This window comes from Sphingobium sp. CFD-2 (assembly GCF_024611135.1).
Lineage (GTDB): Bacteria > Pseudomonadota > Alphaproteobacteria > Sphingomonadales > Sphingomonadaceae > Sphingobium > Sphingobium fuliginis.
The window spans coordinates 3,353,523-3,370,000 of the sequence record NZ_CP084405.1 but is presented as its reverse complement, the minus strand read 5'-3'; the positions used below and the strand labels follow the sequence as shown (position 1 = coordinate 3,370,000).

Genomic DNA, 16,478 nt, shown 5'->3' with positions numbered 1-16,478 from the left:
AAGACTTCAAAGATAAAGGGCTCCACCATGATTTTCGGGCGCATAAAGCCATTGGATGCCATATTGGCCACGGCCGAGAAGAAATCTCTCGTCCGTACCCTGGGGCCGGTTCAACTGACGCTGTTGGGTGTCGGCGCGATTATCGGCACCGGTATTTTCGTTCTGACCGCCGCCGCCGCGCAGAAGGCCGGGCCGGGCATGATGTGGAGCTTCGTCATCGCGGGCGCCGTCTGCGCCTTCGCGGCGCTCTGCTATTCCGAGATCGCCTCGATGGTACCCGTATCGGGTTCCGCCTATACCTATACCTATGCGGTCGTCGGGGAATTGCTCGCCTGGATGGTGGGCTGGGCGCTGATCCTGGAATATGCGGTCGCGGCCAGCGCCGTTTCGGTGGGCTGGTCCGGCTATTTCATGGGATTGCTCAAAAGCATAACGGGACTTGAACTGCCACAGGCGCTTTCGGCGGGGCCCGTCTGGACGATGAACGGCCTCATCCCGCATGCCGATTTCTCCCATGGCGTCATCAACATTCCCGCCATCGTCGTTGCGCTCGCCGTCACCGCTCTGCTGGTGATCGGCACCACGGAAAGCGCTCGCGTCAACGCCGTGCTCGTCGCCATCAAGGTGACAGCGCTCACCGCCTTCATCCTCTTGACGCTGCCCGTGCTGGACACCGGCAATTTCTCGCCCTTCGCGCCCAATGGCTGGTTCGGCCCGGAAGGCACAAGCGGCATGGGCATCGTTGGCGCGGCCGCCTCGATCTTCTTCGCCTATGTCGGTTTCGACGCCGTCTCGACCGCGGCGGAGGAAACCAAGAACCCGCAGCGCAACGTGCCCATCGGCCTGATCGGCAGCCTTGCGCTGTGCACCATCTTCTATCTGCTGGTGGCTGGCGGCGCGATCGGCGCCATCGGCGCGCAGCCGGTGCTCGGCCCGGACGGCGCCGTCGTCGCGCCCGGATCGCAGGGTTTCGCCGCCGCCTGCGCCACCGCGGCCCATGCGAAGGACCTTGTCTGCTCCAACGAAGCGCTCGCCCATGTGCTGCGTGAGATCAACTGGACCGTGGTAGGCAATGCCCTGGGCCTTGCCGCCAATCTGGCGCTGCCCTCGGTCATCCTGATGATGATGTTCGGCCAGACCCGCATCTTCTTCGTGATGGCGCGCGACGGCCTGCTGCCGGAAAAGCTGGCCAGCATCCATCCCCGGTTCAAGACGCCCCATGTCGTCACCATGGTGACGGGCGTCTTCGTTGCCATCGGCGCCGCGCTGCTGCCCGTGGGTCAGCTCGCGGACATCTCCAATTCCGGCACGCTCTTCGCCTTCTTCATGGTGTCGATCGCCGTGCTGGTGTTGCGCGTGAAGGAACCGGGCCGCGCCCGTCCTTTCCGCACGCCGCTGGTGTGGGTTATCGCCCCGATGGCGGCCGTCGGCTGCATCTTCCTCTTCTTCAACCTGCCCTTCGATGCCCAGCTGGTCCTGCCGGTCTGGGGCGGCCTCGGCCTCGTGCTTTATTTCATCTATGGCTATCGCAAGAGCCATGTGGGACGCGGCCTGATCGAAACCCACGAACAGGATGCCGGCATTCCGCCTCAGCCCGTGCCGCCTTTGCCGGGCGCGCATACGCCTGGCGGCCGGGACGCCTGATCGACGAAGGGGGGGGGCGGCCACACCGCCCCCCTTTTCAGTGCAGCGGTTCGAATTCCGGATCGCGCAGCGCGCCATGATGGGGGCGCGTGAACAAATTGCCCCGTTCGGCCCAGGCGACGATCAGGAAGGAGATCGAGCCGAACACTGCCAGCCCCAGCGTCAAAGGCAATGTCGTCCCGTCGAAGGCGCGGCCGATCAGGCTGCCCAGTGCGCTCGACACGGCCGTGGTCAGGAACGCCTGGAAGGAGGAGGCGACGCCCGCGCCCCTTGCGAAGGGTTCCATCGAGATCGCGCTGAAATTCGATGCGGTGAAGGCGATGGTCATCATCGTCGCCGCCTGCAGGATCATGAAGCTGACGATGGTTTCGTACCCCGTCAGGATCACCGCCAGATGCGTGACATTGATCGCCACCAGGCAGAGCAGCGCCGTCTGGCTCAACCGCCGCGCACCGAAGCGCGAGACGAGCCGGCTGTTGAGCAGGCTGCCGATCCCCATGCTGCCGGCGATGGCAGCGAAGGCGAAGGGGAAGATCCTCTGCGCCCCGAATATGTCGAAGAAAATCTGCTGTATCGAGAGGATGAAGCCGATCAGGCCACTCATCACGACGCCGCTTGCCAGCATATAGCCGATCGAGGTGCGGGTGCGCAGGATGGTGCCGACCGTGCGGAAAATCGTGCCCGCGCTCATGCGCAGGCGATTTTCGGGCAGCAGCGTTTCCGGCAGGCGCATGCTCATCCACAGCAGGACGGCCGTCGCCAGGATCGCGAGCGCCCAGAAGATCCAGCGCCAGGGCGCAATCCACAATATCGCCTGGCCGAATGTCGGCGCCATGACCGGGATCAGCATGAAAACGGCGAAGATCAGCGACATCACCCGGGCCATCGCATCGCCCCTGAACCGGTCGCGGACGATGCCGACGGTGATCACCCGGCTGGCCCCTGCGAAGAAGCCGGCGCTGACCCGGCCGACGAGCATCATGGCGAAGCTATGCGCGCCCGCGCAGGCGATGGAGGCGAGGATGAACAGCGCCATCGCGCTGCCCAGCACCCGCTTTCGCCCATATCGGTCGGACAGCACGCCGAACAATAGCGATCCGACCCCCAATCCCATGAAATAGGCGCTGATGATCAACTGCCGGTCATTGGGGTGGGGGACTGAAAGATCCCGGCCGATGTCGGGCAAGGCGGGCAGCATGGGATCGATCGACAGCGCGTTCATCGCCATCAGGCAGGCGCAGAGCATCACGAACTCATGGAACGCTATGTCCTTTTTCGGCTGTGCTGCGGCGACGTCGCGTTGATCGGTCATGCCGGTGGCTATGGGGACAATCGCGCGGACGCGCCACCCCTTTAGTGCCTTCGCGGGGCATTGCCTTTGCCGCCCATGGCATCATCGCGGCTCCGATCTATGGTATCTGCCGCGTTAACCATTTTTTATCCGCTGCCGGTGCAGCCTGTCGCTCGTCGAAAACCATCGCGTCGAAATCCATGAGGGGGATTCGGTTATGGCTAATGGACTGAAGAGTGCGCAGTTTCTGATGGAAAGCCGCTTCGCGGGGGCAGCCGACCGAACGGCGGAGGCCTGTTTCGATCTGGGTGTCGCCTATAGCTGTGGCACGGGCGGTCTGCCCGTCGATCTGATCGAAGCGCATAAATGGTTCAATCTCGCTGCGCTCAAGGGCAGCGAGGAAGGGCAGACGATGCGCGCGGAAGTGGCCGGGGAAATGTCGGCGCGCGAAATCGCCGAAGCGCAGCGGCAGGCGCGTGCGCTGATCGCCGCGACGCAATTGCGGGCTGCCTAGGCATTTCCAGCAGGGGCATCGCCCGATCGCCCGGAAATGGCGACAAGGCAAAAGCCTGGGGCGGCCGCGCCGATGCAAACGGATCGGTGCGATGATCCCACCGGGAAATAACGGGGCTACTCTCCAGCCTTTGCAGGAGTACGGGGCGCCTTTGATCGGACCTGACCGTCCGCCCACAGCCCCTTTGCATCAGTCCGGCCGTGCCTCGCCCTTTCGAAAGGGTGTCCTTTCGGTCAGCCACATCCTGTCGCGCTGCACGCCCTGCCGCTCTGCCGCCAGGAAGTCGGCAACGGCGCGGCGGAAGCTGGCATTGGGTATGAAATGCGCGGAAAAGGTCGGTTCCGGCGCATAGCCGCGCGCCAGCTTGTGGCCGCCCTGTGCACCGGCCTCCACCCGTTTCAGCCGGCGGGCGATGGCGATGTCGATCGCCTGATAATAGCATAGCTCGAAATGCAGATTGGGCACGTCCTCGGTACAGCCCCAATAGCGTCCATAGAGCGTATCCGCGCCGATCAGGTTGAGCGCGCCGGCGATCGGCTGCCCATGCCGCAGCGCCAGCACCAGCAGCACCCGGTCCCCCATGCTTTCCCCCAGCATGGAGAAGAAAGCGCGGGTCAGATAGGGGCGCCCCCATTTGCGCGCGCCGGTATCCTGGTAGAAGGTCCAGAATATGTCCCAATGCGCCTCCGTCAGCGCGGTGCCGGTCAGGTGGACGATCTCCAGCCCCTCGACCGCCCTTTCACGTTCCTTGCGGATATTCTTGCGCTTGGCGCTCGACAGGTCGGCCAGGAAGTCGCCGAAATCGCCATAGCTGCGATTGGTCCAGTGGAACTGGCTATCCTCCCGGATCAGCCAGCCTGCCGCCTCGAACAGCGGCACCTGCTCCGGCGCGATGAAGGTCGCATGGGCGGAGGACAGCTCATTCTGCTGCACCACCGCCTCGATCCCGGCGATCAGCGCCGGGGCGAGGGCTTCGTCGCGCAGCAGCAGCCGGGGGCCCGGCACCGGCGAAAAGGGCGCGGCGATCTGAATCTTCGGATAATATTGCCCGCCGGCCCGCTCCCAGGCATCGGCCCAGCCATGGTCGAACACATATTCGCCCTGGCTATGGGTCTTGCCATAGAGCGGCGCAGCGCCGGCGATCCGCCCATCCGGCCCGTCGATGACCAGCGGCAGGGGCTGCCAGCCGCTATTTCCGCCGACGCTGCCGGACCGTTCCAGCACCGTCAGGAAATCCCAGCTCATGAAGGGATTGGCATCCCCCGCGCAGGCATCCCACTCGTCGCGCGGCAATTCGGCCACGCCCTGGGCAAGGCGCGCCACGCACTCAGCCATGCGACCGCTCGAAGATGATCTGGTCCGCGTGCAGCGCCGCGCGGGCACGCTGCTCCTCGCCACGCACCGTCCATGTCAGCACGGGCAGGCCCCTCCGGCGGGCGTCAACGGATGAGGAGGAAGGCAGGTCGCGGATGTCACAGGCGATAAAATCGGGTTTCGCCGCCCAAAGTGCAAGGGCGCGCCCGATTCTGTCGCGCCAGCCGCGCTTGCCCTGCTCCGTGATCACCAGCCCGCGCACGACCATGGGACGGTGACGCCGGAACCAGCGCATCGCCACGGGATTGAAGGACATGACGGCCGCCGGCGTCTTGGGCCGCCGCGCGAGATCGTCGGCAACCGCCACGCAGATCGGTCCGACATGCCGCCCGTCAACCTTGATCTCGATGAGCAGCGGAACGTCCGTCCCGCACAGGTCGAGCAGGGCGCGAAGGCGGGGAACGCCGCCACCGTCCGGCAGCATCAGCCGGTCTATCGCCCCGGCATCATGATCCTGCACAGCCCCATTCTCGCCCGTCATGCGGCGCAGCACGGCGTCGTGGAAGACAATCGCCACATTATCGCGGCTGAGGCGGACATCGCATTCGATGCCGAAACCGCCGGCGATGGCGGCCGCGAAAGCCGCCATGCCGTTCTCGCTGATCCGGCCCCCATGCAGCCCGCGATGGGCGAAGGGGCGGGCAATCAGGAAGGGGAAGGCGTCAGGCCGGGCGGACAAGGACGATCGCGTCGATCTCGACCACCGCGCCCAGTGGCAGCACCGGCACGCCCACCGCGCTGCGGGCATGCTTGCCCGCGTCCCCGAAGACCTCGACCATCAGTTCGGATGCGCCATTGGCGACCTTGGGCTGGTCGGTGAATTCGGGCGTGCCGCTGATGAAGGCGCCCAGCTTCACGATCCGTTCGACCCGGTCCAGGCTGCCAAGCGCCGCCTTCATCTGGGCGATCAGGTTGAGGCCGCAGGCCCGCGCCGCCTTGACGCCATAGTCGAGGTCGCGGTCCTCGCCCAGCCGGCCCGTCATCAACTGGCCGTCGGACAGCGAGATCTGCCCGGAGATATGCAGCAGGCCGTTCGCTTCCACCGCCGCCACATAGGCGGCGACCGGCGCGGCGGCGGCGGGCAGGGTGATGCCCAATTCGGTCAGGCGGGCTTCGATGCTCATGCGGATGCTCCTTGAGTGGTCGGTAAGGTTTCGGGCGCCGGACCCTCGGCCAATCGGGCCGCGATCCAGGTTTCGGCGGCCGCCCAGTCGTCTATCCGGGCGTGGGCCCGCGGCGCGGCGGCTATCGTGCCGGCGATCTCCGGCTCACCCACCATGTGCAGGCGCCAGACGCCCGGCGCATGGTCCGCCACCGAGCCATGATGCTCGGCCAGGTCGTCGATGAACAGGGCGACGCTGGGCCGGCGCTCCGCGACGATGGCGGCCAGCGGCTGACCCTTGCCGCCCTGGTTCCAATAGACGGTGAAGGGGAGGCCATGGGTCGCGAGCTGCTCCTCCCTCTGCCGGTGATGCCGCTCCGTGATATTGGTGAGGACAACGATGTCCGCGATCCCGCTCAGGCGGCGCATCGCCTCCACCGCCCCGGCGATCGGCGTCTGGCGATGCATTTCCGTATCGAAGAAACCGATCAGCAATTCCCACACCAGCGCGCGCTCCAGCGGCTGGCCGCTGTCCTTGTGCCGCAGCGCCCCACCAAAGCCGCGCTCACGCATGTCGAAATGGACATTGTGGTTCTCGTCCAGCCATTGCCGGAAGGGCACCACCATATGCAGCAGCACCTCGTCGCAGTCGGTGATGATCAGGGGGCGGGTCATGCGATCAGGGACTCCCTTGCGGCGATCAGCGCCTCCGGCCTGCTGTCGATGCTTTCGGCACAGGCGATCAGATCCGGCTCATGATCGGCCAGGAAGCCCAGCACCGCACTCAATATCGCCGGATCGCCCACGCCGTTCCTCAGCGTATCGGCGTCCAGCCCGGTCAGCGCCAGCAGCCGGTCGGCGCGGCGATCGTCCGCCAGTGTCCAGGCCAGCGCCATCAGGGCCAGAACGGATGGCTCCCGGGTCTCGTCTGGGATATGTTGCTTGCCATGGTTAATGTCGGGACGCATGATTGATCTCAACGAAGGGCGGGCCTAGGGGGACGCACTTCCATTATGTTTGCGGATTTCTCCAAACGCGGGTGACTGGTGGCAAAGCGCGTGCTCGTTGTCGAGGACAACGAACTCAATCTCAAACTTTTTTGTGACCTGCTGCGCGCGCACGGGCATGAGGTGCTGCCGCTGCGCGACGGGCGGGACCTGCTGGCGCAGGCGCGCGAATTCCATCCGGACCTGGTGATCACCGACATTCACCTGCCGCATATCAGCGGGCTCGACCTCATCATCTCGCTGAAGCGGGACGCGCAATTGTCGTCGGTGCCGATCATGGCGGTTACTGCTTATGCGGGCCATGGAGATGAGGAACGGATTCGCGGGGCAGGCGCGCAGGCCTATGTGTCCAAGCCGATTTCCGTGCTGCGCTTCATAGAGCAGGTGAACGCTCTGCTCTAGGGCGCGGGGTTGCCGTTGCGGCCATGAAATCCTCCCTCTCCGCCGCCTGAAGCCGGGATTGTCACCGCCCGGTCATACGGCTTTCATCGATCCGTCTCCCTTTTGCAGCCATGTCGTCACGCGGCTCTGCCATGCCGCGGTCGCCAAGGGCGCGGCGTTCAGCCGACAGCCCGGATTGTACACAGGGGTATTCATCCATGTCTCATCTGACCGACGAGGCGCGCGCGGCCTTCCGCGATGCGCAGCCCAAGATCACTGCCGGCGAAGACAGCCTGGAATCGATCGTTGCCGCCAATCCGGCGCGCCGCACCGTGCTGAAGAACGGCCTGCTCGGCCTTTCCATGCTGCCGATGCTGGGTGCGCTCACGGCCTGCGGCGACGATGACGATTCCGGCTCGCCGACACCCACGCCCACGCCGACGCCAGCCCCGGCGCCCAGCTACGCCATCAACTTCGCACCGGTCGCGATCAACGGCAACGACACGGTCACGGTTCCCGCCGGCTACACCGTCGATGTGCTGCTGAAAGCAGGCGACTCGGTCGAAACCGGCACCGCCTATGCCCCCGGCAGCTTCCCCGGCAGCGCGGCCCAGACCAATTTCTGGGCGGGCGGCAATCATGACGGCATGGAATTTTTCGAACTGTCGGGCGTCGACCCCAACAGCGGCGGCCTGCTGGCGATCAACCATGAACTGCCGGATTACAACATCCTCTTTTCCAGCGGCGCCTATAATGCCGCCACCGCCACGGCCGACCAGAAGGCCATCGCCCTGTCGGCGGTCGGCGTTTCCGTCGTGGAGGTCGCCAAGGGCACGGACGGCAAGTTCGCGGTCAAGGCGGGCTCGCGCTTCAACAGGCGCTATAGCGGCAACACGGACTATCGCGTCGGCGGCCCCGCCGCGGGCCTGCTCTCCCCGACCATCCGCGGCACGCTCAACAACTGCTCCTCGGGCCGCACGCCCTGGGGCACCTATCTGACCTGCGAGGAGACAACCAACAACTATCTCGACCCGACGCAGCCCAACAACAATTATGGCTGGGTGGTAGAGATCGACCCCTATCAGGAGCTGGCCGCGCCGACGAAGCGCACCGCCATGGGCCGCTTCTCCCATGAGAATACCGCCTATATGGACGATGCCAACAACCGCGTCGCCTTCTATATGGGCGACGATTCGACGCCGGGATGCATCTACAAATTCGTGCCCGACCGCGCCTACAGCACCGGCAACCGCGCGTCGAACATCGACATGCTCGACTATGGCACGCTTTATGTGGCGCGCTTCAACGCGGATGGTACGGGTGAATGGCGGGCGCTGGTGCAGGGGCAGAATGGCTTGGTCGCCAATGCCTCCGACCCGGGCAATGTCAGCCAGTCGACCACCCCGCCGACCCCCACGACGGTCAGCTTCAACAGTACGGCCGATGTGCTCATCAACGCCCAGTCAGCGGCGCGCGTCGCCGGCGGCACGCTGATGGACCGGCCGGAATGGATCACGGTCGCGCCGAACCGCCAGGCGATCTTCGTCACGCTCACCAACAATAGCGGCCGCCGCGTCACCGATAACCCCAATCCGCGCACGACCAACCTGCACGGTCATATCCTGAAGTTCCGCGAAAATGGCGATTCGCCGCTGGCGACCCGCTTCACCTGGGAAGTCTTCCTGCTGGCGGGCAATCCCAATCTGGCCGAAGCGAACCTGAAGGGGAACATCAGCGGCGATTATTTCTCCAGCCCCGATGGCCTCCGCATCGATCCGCAGGGCCGCCTGTGGGTCCAGACCGATCATAATCTCACCGGCAATGCGGGCACGCTGAACGGTGCGGCGGTCAACATGACCCAGGCCTTCGGCAACAATTCGATGTACCATGTCGACCAGACGAGCAAGGCATCCAAGCGCTTCCTGGTCGGTCCCGTGGGTTGCGAGATCACCGGCATCGCCTATACGCCGGACCTCAAGAGCTTCTTCATCAACATCCAGCATCCGACCGGCAACTGGCCGGTATCGGGGCAGCAGCCACGCTCCTCGACCATCGTGGTGCGCCGTACGGATGGCCAGCCGGTCGGTAATTGATCGATCCGGCTTGGCGGATTTCGGCTAATCCAAGACATTCCCCTCCCGCAAGCGGGAGGGGTAGGGGTGGGTGCGAGCGTAGCGAGCTTCCAGCTTAGACCGTTGCAAATTCCCGCTGATGTCGCGCTAGCCCACCCCCTAGCCCCCTCCCGCTTGCGGGAGGGGGAATGGCAGGAAACCACCCAAAATCCGCCCCCAACCCGCATTTCCAGCCAACAAGGAAAGGCCCGTTCCCCCAGGGGGACGGGCCTCTTCGTTCGGGCATGACGCCGCGAACCGGTAATCGTCGGGCGACCGCAGCCGCCGTCAGATCACTTGATCTTGGCTTCCTTGAACTCGACATGCTTGCGCACGACGGGATCGTACTTCCGGAAGCTCAGCTTCTCGGTCTTGGTGCGCGGATTCTTCTTGGTGACGTAGAAGAAGCCGGTGTCAGCCGAGCTGACGAGGCGAATCTTGACGGTTGCTGGCTTGGCCATGGCCTTAGTCCCTGGTCGTGAATATCGTGAAAAAGAAGAGCGGCCCCAATTCTCTTGCGAGGAAGGGACCGCCCCGTTTCAGCGGTGCCCCATGAGGCAGATTCGGCCCCATGTCAAGGCTCGTGGCCCAGGCGCGGGGGTTATGCTACACTTTACGCGGCCTTAACCCGCTTCGCTCTATCAGGGAGCCGGAGTTACAGGACGGGGGAGTCTTCTCCATGCGACATGATCCGATGCTGGCCATTCTTGCCGATCTGCTGAGGCGGGTCGACGAGCTTGCGGGGGAAAGGGGCCATGTATCGGTCGTGCGGTTGCGCGACGAGATCGACCGCATTCGCCATATTGCCCGCGCCTTTCACCTCGACAGCGTGGAAAGCCTGGCCGGCACATTGCAATCGGCGCTGTCGCTCCAAGGCGCCGGACCGGTCATCATGTCCTATCTCGACCTGATGCGCGACGCGATCGCGGCCAAAATGCCGGAGGCGGACGTCATCGCCATGCCCGTCGCCGCCAAGCCGGCGGTAGGGCCCGGCGCGCACCTGACCGTCTGACTGTCTGGCCGGCTGAATGGATGCATTGCTGATCGCATTGCTCGGCTGTCTGTTGGCGGAGACGGGCGACAAGGGGCAGTTGCTGGCGCTTGCGCTGGCCGAACGGTTCCGCCGCGACGGAGCGGTGATAGCGGGGATCGTGGCGGCGGCGCTCGCCAATGCGGCCATCGGCGCGGCGGCAGGCGCCTTCATCGCGCCGATGCTGGGTACGGACGGGCGGCTCCTTTTCCTGGCGCTGGCGCTGATCTTCCTGGCGGTCGGCATGTTCTGGCCGACGAAACGGCCTGATCCCCTGGCAAGCTGGCGGCTGGGGCCCTTTCCGACCAGCGCGCTCGGCCTCTTCATCCTCGGCTTCGGGGACGGCGCGCAGTTCCTGATCCTGGGAATCGCCGTGCGGACCGCCGATCCTTTCCTGGCCGCGACGGGCGGGGCGATCGGCATCATCGCCGCGACCGTGCCCGCCATTCTGATGCGCGGGCCGTCGTTCAAGGCGCTGCCGCTTCGCGCGATCCGGCTGGGTGGTGGCGTGCTGGTGCTGCTGGCGGGCATGGCGGCGGCGGTGTCGGCCCTGCATCTCGCCTGATCGATTGGCTGCATCACACTGACCGGCATTATCCCGGCAAAATTCCTGTCTTGTCATGGCACCTTATCGGGGACAGACCATTATATGTCCGAAACCAAGTCCCCCAGCAGGAGCCAAGCATGACAGCCCCCGATCTCAAGACCCCGACGGACCTGCGCAGCAACGCCACCAAGTCGGTCGCAGAGGCGCTGAACGGCGTGCTCGCCGACAGCTATGCGCTGTATTTCAAGACCAAGAATTTCCACTGGCATGTATCCGGCCCGCATTTCCGCGACTATCATCTGATGTTCGACGAGCAGGCGACGCAGATCCTGGCGACCACCGACCTGATCGCGGAGCGGGTGCGCAAGACCGGCAACACGACGCTGCGTTCCATCGGAGACATTTCGCGTCACCAGTCGCTGGTCGACAATGACGCCGATTATGTAAGCCCCGGCGACATGCTGAATGAGCTGCGCGAGGACAATCTGAAGCTGGTCGAGGCGCTGCGCGCCGCCAAGGCGGCCGCGACCGAAGCGGGCGACAATGCGACCGAGGGCATTATCGACGACTGGACCGACGAGGCCGAGGAACGCGCCTGGTTCCTGTTCGAAGCTGGCCGCAACGCTTGATTGAATAGACGAAAGCCCTCCAGCCGAAACTGGAGGGCTTCTTTTTTTTGATCAGCATTTATCCGTTTGAACGATACCGATCTTTTTGCAGCGTGCTCCTGCGAAGGCAGGAGCCCAGTCCTGCCGTCCGAACTGGGTTCCTGCCTTCGCAGGAACACAATCCGGCATATTGCGAGGTCTACTCCTCCAATATCGCTTCGATCGCGAGGATCATGATCGCGCCCGGCTTACCGCCGAAATCGACGCTTTCGCCTTCTTCCGCATCCATCATCGCCCGGGCAAGCGGCGCGGAAAAGGCGATGCGTCCTTCAGCCGGCTCCGCCTCATCGTCTCCGACGATGGCGACCCGCTTCTCCTTGCCGTTCAACCGGTAGGTGACGCGGCTGCCGAAGGCCACGGCCTCCGCATCCGGCACCGGCCGCAATTCCGCCGTCGCCAGGCGCGTGCGCCAATAGCGCAGCTCGCGCTTCAGCTTCTTGGCGTCCTCCTCAGCCATGGCTTCGGTATCGACCGCCTCCAGCGCTTCCACCTTCTCCCGCGTCAGCCGCAGGCCGCGCGCCGTCACCCAATTGGGTCCGGGCGGCAACGGAATCTCGAAAGTGGGTTCCAGATGCTCCTCGTCACTCTCGCGACGAAAGGCGACACTCATTGCACTCTCCTGTCAAAACGCTTGTTCGCGCTGACACGAGGTCGAAACTGCCGATCTTCTTTTCAAGGGAAGGTCCGGGCTTCGACATCGCGGAAGCCCGAACGAGCAGGGCCTCTAATCTTCGTCGAACAGTCCGGCGAGCTGCTCCACCATGGTCCCGCCGAGCTGTTCGGCATCCATGATGGTCACCGCGCGGCGATAATAGCGCGTGACGTCATGGCCGATGCCGATGGCGACGAGCTGCACGGGCGAGCGGTTCTCGATCCACTCGATCACCTGCCGCAAATGGCGCTCCAGATAGGTGCCGCTGTTCACCGACAGGGTGGAATCGTCGACCGGCGCGCCGTCGGAGATCACCATCAATATGCGGCGCTCCTCATTGCGGGCGATCAGCCGGTTATGCGCCCAGAGCAGCGCCTCGCCGTCGATATTCTCCTTGAGCAGCCCCTCGCGCATCATCAGGCCCAGATTCTTGCGCGCCCGGCGCCAGGGTTCATCGGCCTTCTTGTAGATGATGTGGCGCAGGTCGTTGAGACGCCCCGGCATCGGCGGACGCCCGGCGGCGAGCCAGTCCTCCCGGCTCTGCCCGCCCTTCCAGGCGCGGGTGGTGAAGCCCAATATCTCGGTCTTCACCCCGCAACGTTCCAGCGTGCGGGCCATGATGTCGGCGCTGATCGCGGCGATGGAGATCGGCCGCCCGCGCATCGACCCCGAATTGTCGATCAGCAGCGTCACGACCGTATCGCGGAACTCGGTGTCCCGCTCGATCTTGTAGGATAGCGAGCGCGTCGGATCGATCACGATCCGCGCCAAGCGCGCCGCGTCGAGCAGCCCCTCTTCCTGATCGAAGTCCCAGCTCCGCGACTGCTGCGCCATCAGCCGCCGCTGGAGCCGGTTGGCGAGCTTCGTCACCGCGCCCTGCAGGCTCACCAACTGCTGGTCGAGGAAGCCGCGCAGCCGCAGCAATTCATCCTCGTCGCACAGATCCTCGGCGGTCACGACCTCATCGTGAAGCTGCGTATAGGGCTTATAGTCGAAGCCCGGCGGCAGGTCGCCCATCGGCCGGTTCGGGCGGACGGGCATCATGCCCTCCTCGCCCATATCCTCCGCGCCTTCCTCGCTGTCGGCGTCGAACTCGTCGCTATATTCGGTTTCGCCGTCCTCGGTGTCGCCGCCCTGGTCCTCGGCGCGCGCCTCGGCAAAGGCGTCGCTGTCGCCCGCCTGATCCTCGCCGCTGTCGCCGTCTTCCTGTTGCTGCTCTTCGTCCTCCCCCTCTTCCTGCGGTTCGGACTCGTCGGTTTCGGGCGGCACGTCGGCGTCGATCAACTGGAGATGCTCCAGCATGGCCGAGGTCAGCTTCTGGAAAGCGCGCTGATCGTCGATGGCCATGGCCAGCGCGTCGAGATCCGCGCCCGCCTTGTCCTCGATCCACTGGTCGACCATCGCCAGACCGGCCCGCACATCCTTGGGCGCGGCCTGCCCGGTCAGCCGCTCGCGCACCTTGAGCGCCAGCGCGGTCGACAAGGGCACCTCATCGGCGGAACGCGCCCGGCGGATCGGATCGGACTTCAATTTCAGGTCGAGCGCATGGTTGAGGTTCGCCCTTACCCCCTCCATCGCCCGCGAACCGATCGCTTCTACCCGCGCCTGCTCGACCGCGTCATAGACGGCCCGCGCCGTCGCGTCGGCAGGCGCGGCGGCGTTGTGAATCCGCGCATTATGGTGCCGCAGCCGCAGCGCATTGGCGTCCGCGAAACCCCGCGCCAGCGCCACCTGATCGGCGGGCAGATTGCGTCCGGGCGTCGGCACCTTGATCGCCTTGCCCGCCATATGCGGCGTGTCGGCGGTGAAGCTCACCTCCACCTCCGCGTCGCGCGCGATCGACCGCGCCGCGCCGGACAGCACGTCCTTGAAGGCGTCGAGGGGCGAACGGTCGGCCATCAGTCGAGCAACATTCCGCGCATCGAATCCCGTGCCGCGGCGTCGACGCCCAGCACATCGTTCAGATAGCCGTCCACGCCGCCATGGCTTTCATCCAGCGTCGCGAACAATGTATCCAGATAGACGGATTCCGCCTTCAGCAGCGGTTCGAGCATGTCGGTCCTGGTCAGCCGCATCCGCGCCACCAGCGTGTTGCGCTGCGCCAGCAGCCAGTCCCAATCGGCATGGGTGTTGGTCGCCAGATAATCCTGAACGATTGTCGGGCGCGGCACGCCCAGCGCCGCCAGAACCAGCGCCGCGCCCACGCCGGTCCGGTCCTTGCCCGCCGAGCAGTTGATCAGCAACGGCACGCGCCCATCCGCGATCCGCGCGAACATGGCGCGGTAGGATTCGGCATGGTCGACCGGGATGACGCGATAAAGGGCGATCATCGTCTGCCGCATATCGTCCGCCGTCGCGCCGTCGCGCTTCAGCATCTCTCCGAGGAGCCCGCTGCTTTCCGCATAGTCGCGGCAGAAATAATCGACCTCGCTCCCATGCCAGAGCGTGGGTTCGGCGGTCCGTTCGTTGCCGCGGCGGAAATCGCAGATCGCCTTGATGCCGAGCGAGCGGAGATGGTCCGCATCCGCGTCCGTCAGCAGCGCCATCGTCCCCGACCGGTAGAGCATGCCGCGCTTCACGCAGCGCCCGTCCGCCGTTGCATAGCCGCCGAAGTCGCGCAGGTTGAACGCGCTCTCCAGCGGCAGGCGGGCTTTTTCCGGCGTCAGGGCGACAGGCTCGCTCACGGCCGCTCGCCCTCCCCGACCATGGGCACGGCGATGGTTTCGATCTGCGTTTCGACCTCGCTCATCAGCTTGTGGACCGGGCATTTCGCGGCGACGGCGATCAGTCTGTCATGCTGCTCTGCGCTCAACGGGCCGGACAGCGCGATGCGCGTGGTCAGCTTGTAGATGCCCTGCCGCTCCTGGCTCGCATCGCGCACCACGCCGACATGGATGCCCTCCACCGGAATGCCGTTGCGCTGCGCATACCAGAGCATGGTCATCGCCTTGCACGCGCCCAAGGCCGAATCGTAAAGATCATGCGGGTCCGGCCCGGCATCATGACCGTCCGGCGCTGTCATGTCCGCGATCAGTTCATGCCCGCGAATGCTGATCCGATGGGCGGTCCCGCCCTCCGGATCGATCCGTTCGACGACGATCACGTCACGCCGCCCGGTGCGCGACGCTTTCGGGCAGATCCTTGCCGAAGACGCGCTGATAATATTCGGCCACCAGCGGCCGCTCCGCCTCGTCGCATTTGTTGAGGAAGCTCAGGCGGAAGGCGAAGCCGATATTCTTGAAGATCAGCGCATTCTGCGCCCAGCTTATCACGGTGCGCGGGCTCATGACGGTCGATATGTCGCCGTTGACGAAGCCCTGACGCGTCAGTTCCGCCACCTTGATCATATTCTCGACTTCCTTGCGGCCGCCCTCATGGTCATATTCGCCGGACTTGGCCAGCACCACCTGCGCCTCGGTAGCGGCGGGCAGGTAATTGAGCGCCACCACCAGATTCCAGCGGTCCATCTGGCCCTGGTTGATCTGTTGCGTGCCGTGATAAAGGCCGGTCGTGTCCCCCAGACCCACGGTGTTGGCGGTAGCGAACAGGCGGAACCAGGGATTGGGGCGGATCACCCTGTTCTGGTCGAGCAACGTCATCTTGCCGTCGGTTTCCAGCACGCGCTGGATCACGAACATCACGTCCGGGCGGCCCGCATCATATTCGTCGAACACCAAGGCGACCGGCCGCTGCAACGCCCAGGGGAGCAGGCCTTCGCGGAATTCCGTCACCTGCTGCCCGTCCTTCAGGACGATGGCGTCGCGCCCGACCAGGTCGATGCGGCTGATATGCGCGTCCAGATTGATGCGGATGCACGGCCAGCGCAGGCGGGCGGCGACCTGTTCGATATGGCTCGACTTGCCGGTGCCGTGATAGCCCTGCACCATCACGCGGCGGTTATAGGCGAAACCAGCCAGGATCGCGAGCGTGGTGTCCGGATCGAACACATAGGCGGGGTCGAGATCGGGCACCCGCTCGTCGGCTTCCGAAAAGGCCGGGATCTTCATGTCGACATCGATGCCGAACACGTCGCGCGCATCCACTTCGCGGTCGGGCGAGGCCAACAGCGTTTCGGCGCGGGTATCGGGCTGGACGTTCGGGATGTCGGTCATCTTCTAATCTCTTTGAACGATCTGGTCGGCACTGCCCTAACCATC

Annotated in this window: 20 protein-coding genes; 7 read left to right on the top strand and 13 right to left on the bottom strand. The window is 65.0% G+C overall.

The genetic code is table 11. The annotated features are described in order from the left end of the window. Positions 1–27 precede the first annotated feature (27 nt). Positions 28–1,644: an amino acid permease gene (locus LDB29_RS16670; protein ID WP_061934326.1), complete on the top strand. Its 1,617-nt coding sequence runs from the start codon at positions 28–30 to the stop codon at positions 1,642–1,644. 37 nt (positions 1,645–1,681) lie between these two features. On the opposite strand, the gene LDB29_RS16665 is transcribed toward LDB29_RS16670, so the two are convergent. Then, positions 1,682–2,956, bottom strand: coding sequence for a multidrug effflux MFS transporter (locus tag LDB29_RS16665; RefSeq protein ID WP_257554849.1), 1,275 nt, complete (start codon positions 2,954–2,956; stop codon positions 1,682–1,684). Positions 2,957–3,152: 196 nt separating this feature from the next. On the opposite strand from LDB29_RS16665, the gene LDB29_RS16660 reads away from it, so the two are divergent. Then, positions 3,153–3,449: an SEL1-like repeat protein gene (locus LDB29_RS16660; protein ID WP_044661147.1), complete on the top strand. Its 297-nt coding sequence runs from the start codon at positions 3,153–3,155 to the stop codon at positions 3,447–3,449. 189 nt (positions 3,450–3,638) lie between these two features. Here LDB29_RS16660 and LDB29_RS16655 read toward each other — a convergent pair whose 3' ends face one another. From LDB29_RS16655 to LDB29_RS16635, 5 genes are read right to left on the bottom strand one after another with little or no spacing between them, the layout of a single operon-like run. Further along, positions 3,639–4,784, bottom strand: coding sequence for a GNAT family N-acetyltransferase (locus tag LDB29_RS16655; protein ID WP_257554846.1), 1,146 nt, complete (start codon positions 4,782–4,784; stop codon positions 3,639–3,641). Further along, a complete protein-coding gene (locus LDB29_RS16650; RefSeq protein ID WP_193666696.1) occupies positions 4,777–5,502 on the bottom strand; it encodes a glycerophosphodiester phosphodiesterase family protein in 726 nt (241 codons plus the stop codon). The genes LDB29_RS16655 and LDB29_RS16650 overlap by 8 nt, the downstream gene beginning before the upstream one ends. Next, positions 5,486–5,947 (bottom strand): RidA family protein, encoded by a 462-nt coding sequence (locus LDB29_RS16645; protein ID WP_257554844.1) that lies wholly within the window; start codon positions 5,945–5,947, stop codon positions 5,486–5,488. The genes LDB29_RS16650 and LDB29_RS16645 overlap by 17 nt, the downstream gene beginning before the upstream one ends. Beyond that, positions 5,944–6,600 carry an HAD family hydrolase gene (locus tag LDB29_RS16640; RefSeq protein WP_193666695.1) on the bottom strand — a complete coding sequence of 219 codons (657 nt, stop codon included), beginning with the start codon at positions 6,598–6,600 and terminating at the stop codon, positions 5,944–5,946. Before LDB29_RS16640 ends, LDB29_RS16645 begins: the two co-directional genes overlap by 4 nt. Then, positions 6,597–6,893, bottom strand: a complete 297-nt coding sequence (locus tag LDB29_RS16635) for a DUF3572 domain-containing protein (RefSeq protein ID WP_044661152.1) — start codon at positions 6,891–6,893, stop codon at positions 6,597–6,599. Before LDB29_RS16635 ends, LDB29_RS16640 begins: the two co-directional genes overlap by 4 nt. 78 nt (positions 6,894–6,971) lie before the next feature. Here LDB29_RS16635 and LDB29_RS16630 point away from each other — a divergent pair, with 78 nt between their 5' ends. After that, positions 6,972–7,334: a response regulator gene (locus LDB29_RS16630; RefSeq protein ID WP_170825584.1), complete on the top strand. Its 363-nt coding sequence runs from the start codon at positions 6,972–6,974 to the stop codon at positions 7,332–7,334. 72 nt (positions 7,335–7,406) lie between these two features. Here LDB29_RS16630 and LDB29_RS16625 read toward each other — a convergent pair whose 3' ends face one another. Beyond that, positions 7,407–7,529: a hypothetical protein gene (locus LDB29_RS16625; RefSeq protein ID WP_255308956.1), complete on the bottom strand. Its 123-nt coding sequence runs from the start codon at positions 7,527–7,529 to the stop codon at positions 7,407–7,409. A 2-nt stretch (positions 7,530–7,531) separates the two neighbouring features. Here LDB29_RS16625 and LDB29_RS16620 point away from each other — a divergent pair, with 2 nt between their 5' ends. After that, positions 7,532–9,406 (top strand): PhoX family phosphatase, encoded by a 1,875-nt coding sequence (locus LDB29_RS16620; RefSeq protein WP_193666694.1) that lies wholly within the window; start codon positions 7,532–7,534, stop codon positions 9,404–9,406. Between the two features lie 311 nt (positions 9,407–9,717). Here LDB29_RS16620 and rpmG read toward each other — a convergent pair whose 3' ends face one another. After that, complete coding sequence (gene rpmG, locus LDB29_RS16615; RefSeq protein WP_007687342.1) at positions 9,718–9,885, bottom strand: 50S ribosomal protein L33; 168 nt, start codon at positions 9,883–9,885, stop codon at positions 9,718–9,720. Positions 9,886–10,103: 218 nt separating this feature from the next. Here rpmG and LDB29_RS16610 point away from each other — a divergent pair, with 218 nt between their 5' ends. The 3 genes from LDB29_RS16610 (at position 10,104) to LDB29_RS16600 (ending at position 11,630) form a co-directional block, all read left to right on the top strand. Beyond that, entirely contained in the window at positions 10,104–10,436 is a 333-nt protein-coding gene (locus LDB29_RS16610; protein WP_025552368.1) for a hypothetical protein, read from the top strand. Positions 10,437–10,452: 16 nt separating this feature from the next. Beyond that, the gene (locus tag LDB29_RS16605; protein ID WP_193666693.1) at positions 10,453–11,019 is read left to right on the top strand and encodes a TMEM165/GDT1 family protein; all 567 of its coding nucleotides are present in this window, start codon (positions 10,453–10,455) and stop codon (positions 11,017–11,019) included. A gap of 119 nt (positions 11,020–11,138) precedes the next feature. Next, positions 11,139–11,630, top strand: coding sequence for a Dps family protein (locus LDB29_RS16600; protein ID WP_048577868.1), 492 nt, complete (start codon positions 11,139–11,141; stop codon positions 11,628–11,630). 178 nt (positions 11,631–11,808) lie between these two features. Here LDB29_RS16600 and LDB29_RS16595 read toward each other — a convergent pair whose 3' ends face one another. The 5 genes from LDB29_RS16595 to cobS form a co-directional block, all read right to left on the bottom strand. Next, complete coding sequence (locus LDB29_RS16595; protein WP_193666692.1) at positions 11,809–12,279, bottom strand: GreA/GreB family elongation factor; 471 nt, start codon at positions 12,277–12,279, stop codon at positions 11,809–11,811. A 114-nt stretch (positions 12,280–12,393) separates the two neighbouring features. Beyond that, positions 12,394–14,220, bottom strand: a complete 1,827-nt coding sequence (gene cobT, locus LDB29_RS16590) for a cobaltochelatase subunit CobT (RefSeq protein ID WP_061940874.1) — start codon at positions 14,218–14,220, stop codon at positions 12,394–12,396. Then, the gene (locus tag LDB29_RS16585) at positions 14,220–15,005 is read right to left on the bottom strand and encodes a tyrosine-protein phosphatase (protein ID WP_193666691.1); all 786 of its coding nucleotides are present in this window, start codon (positions 15,003–15,005) and stop codon (positions 14,220–14,222) included. Before LDB29_RS16585 ends, cobT begins: the two co-directional genes overlap by 1 nt. Beyond that, complete coding sequence (locus tag LDB29_RS16580; protein ID WP_193666690.1) at positions 15,002–15,424, bottom strand: OsmC family protein; 423 nt, start codon at positions 15,422–15,424, stop codon at positions 15,002–15,004. The genes LDB29_RS16585 and LDB29_RS16580 overlap by 4 nt, the downstream gene beginning before the upstream one ends. A 1-nt stretch (position 15,425) precedes the next feature. After that, the gene (gene cobS / locus LDB29_RS16575; protein WP_061940867.1) at positions 15,426–16,433 is read right to left on the bottom strand and encodes a cobaltochelatase subunit CobS; all 1,008 of its coding nucleotides are present in this window, start codon (positions 16,431–16,433) and stop codon (positions 15,426–15,428) included. Between the last annotated feature and the right edge of the window lie 45 nt (positions 16,434–16,478).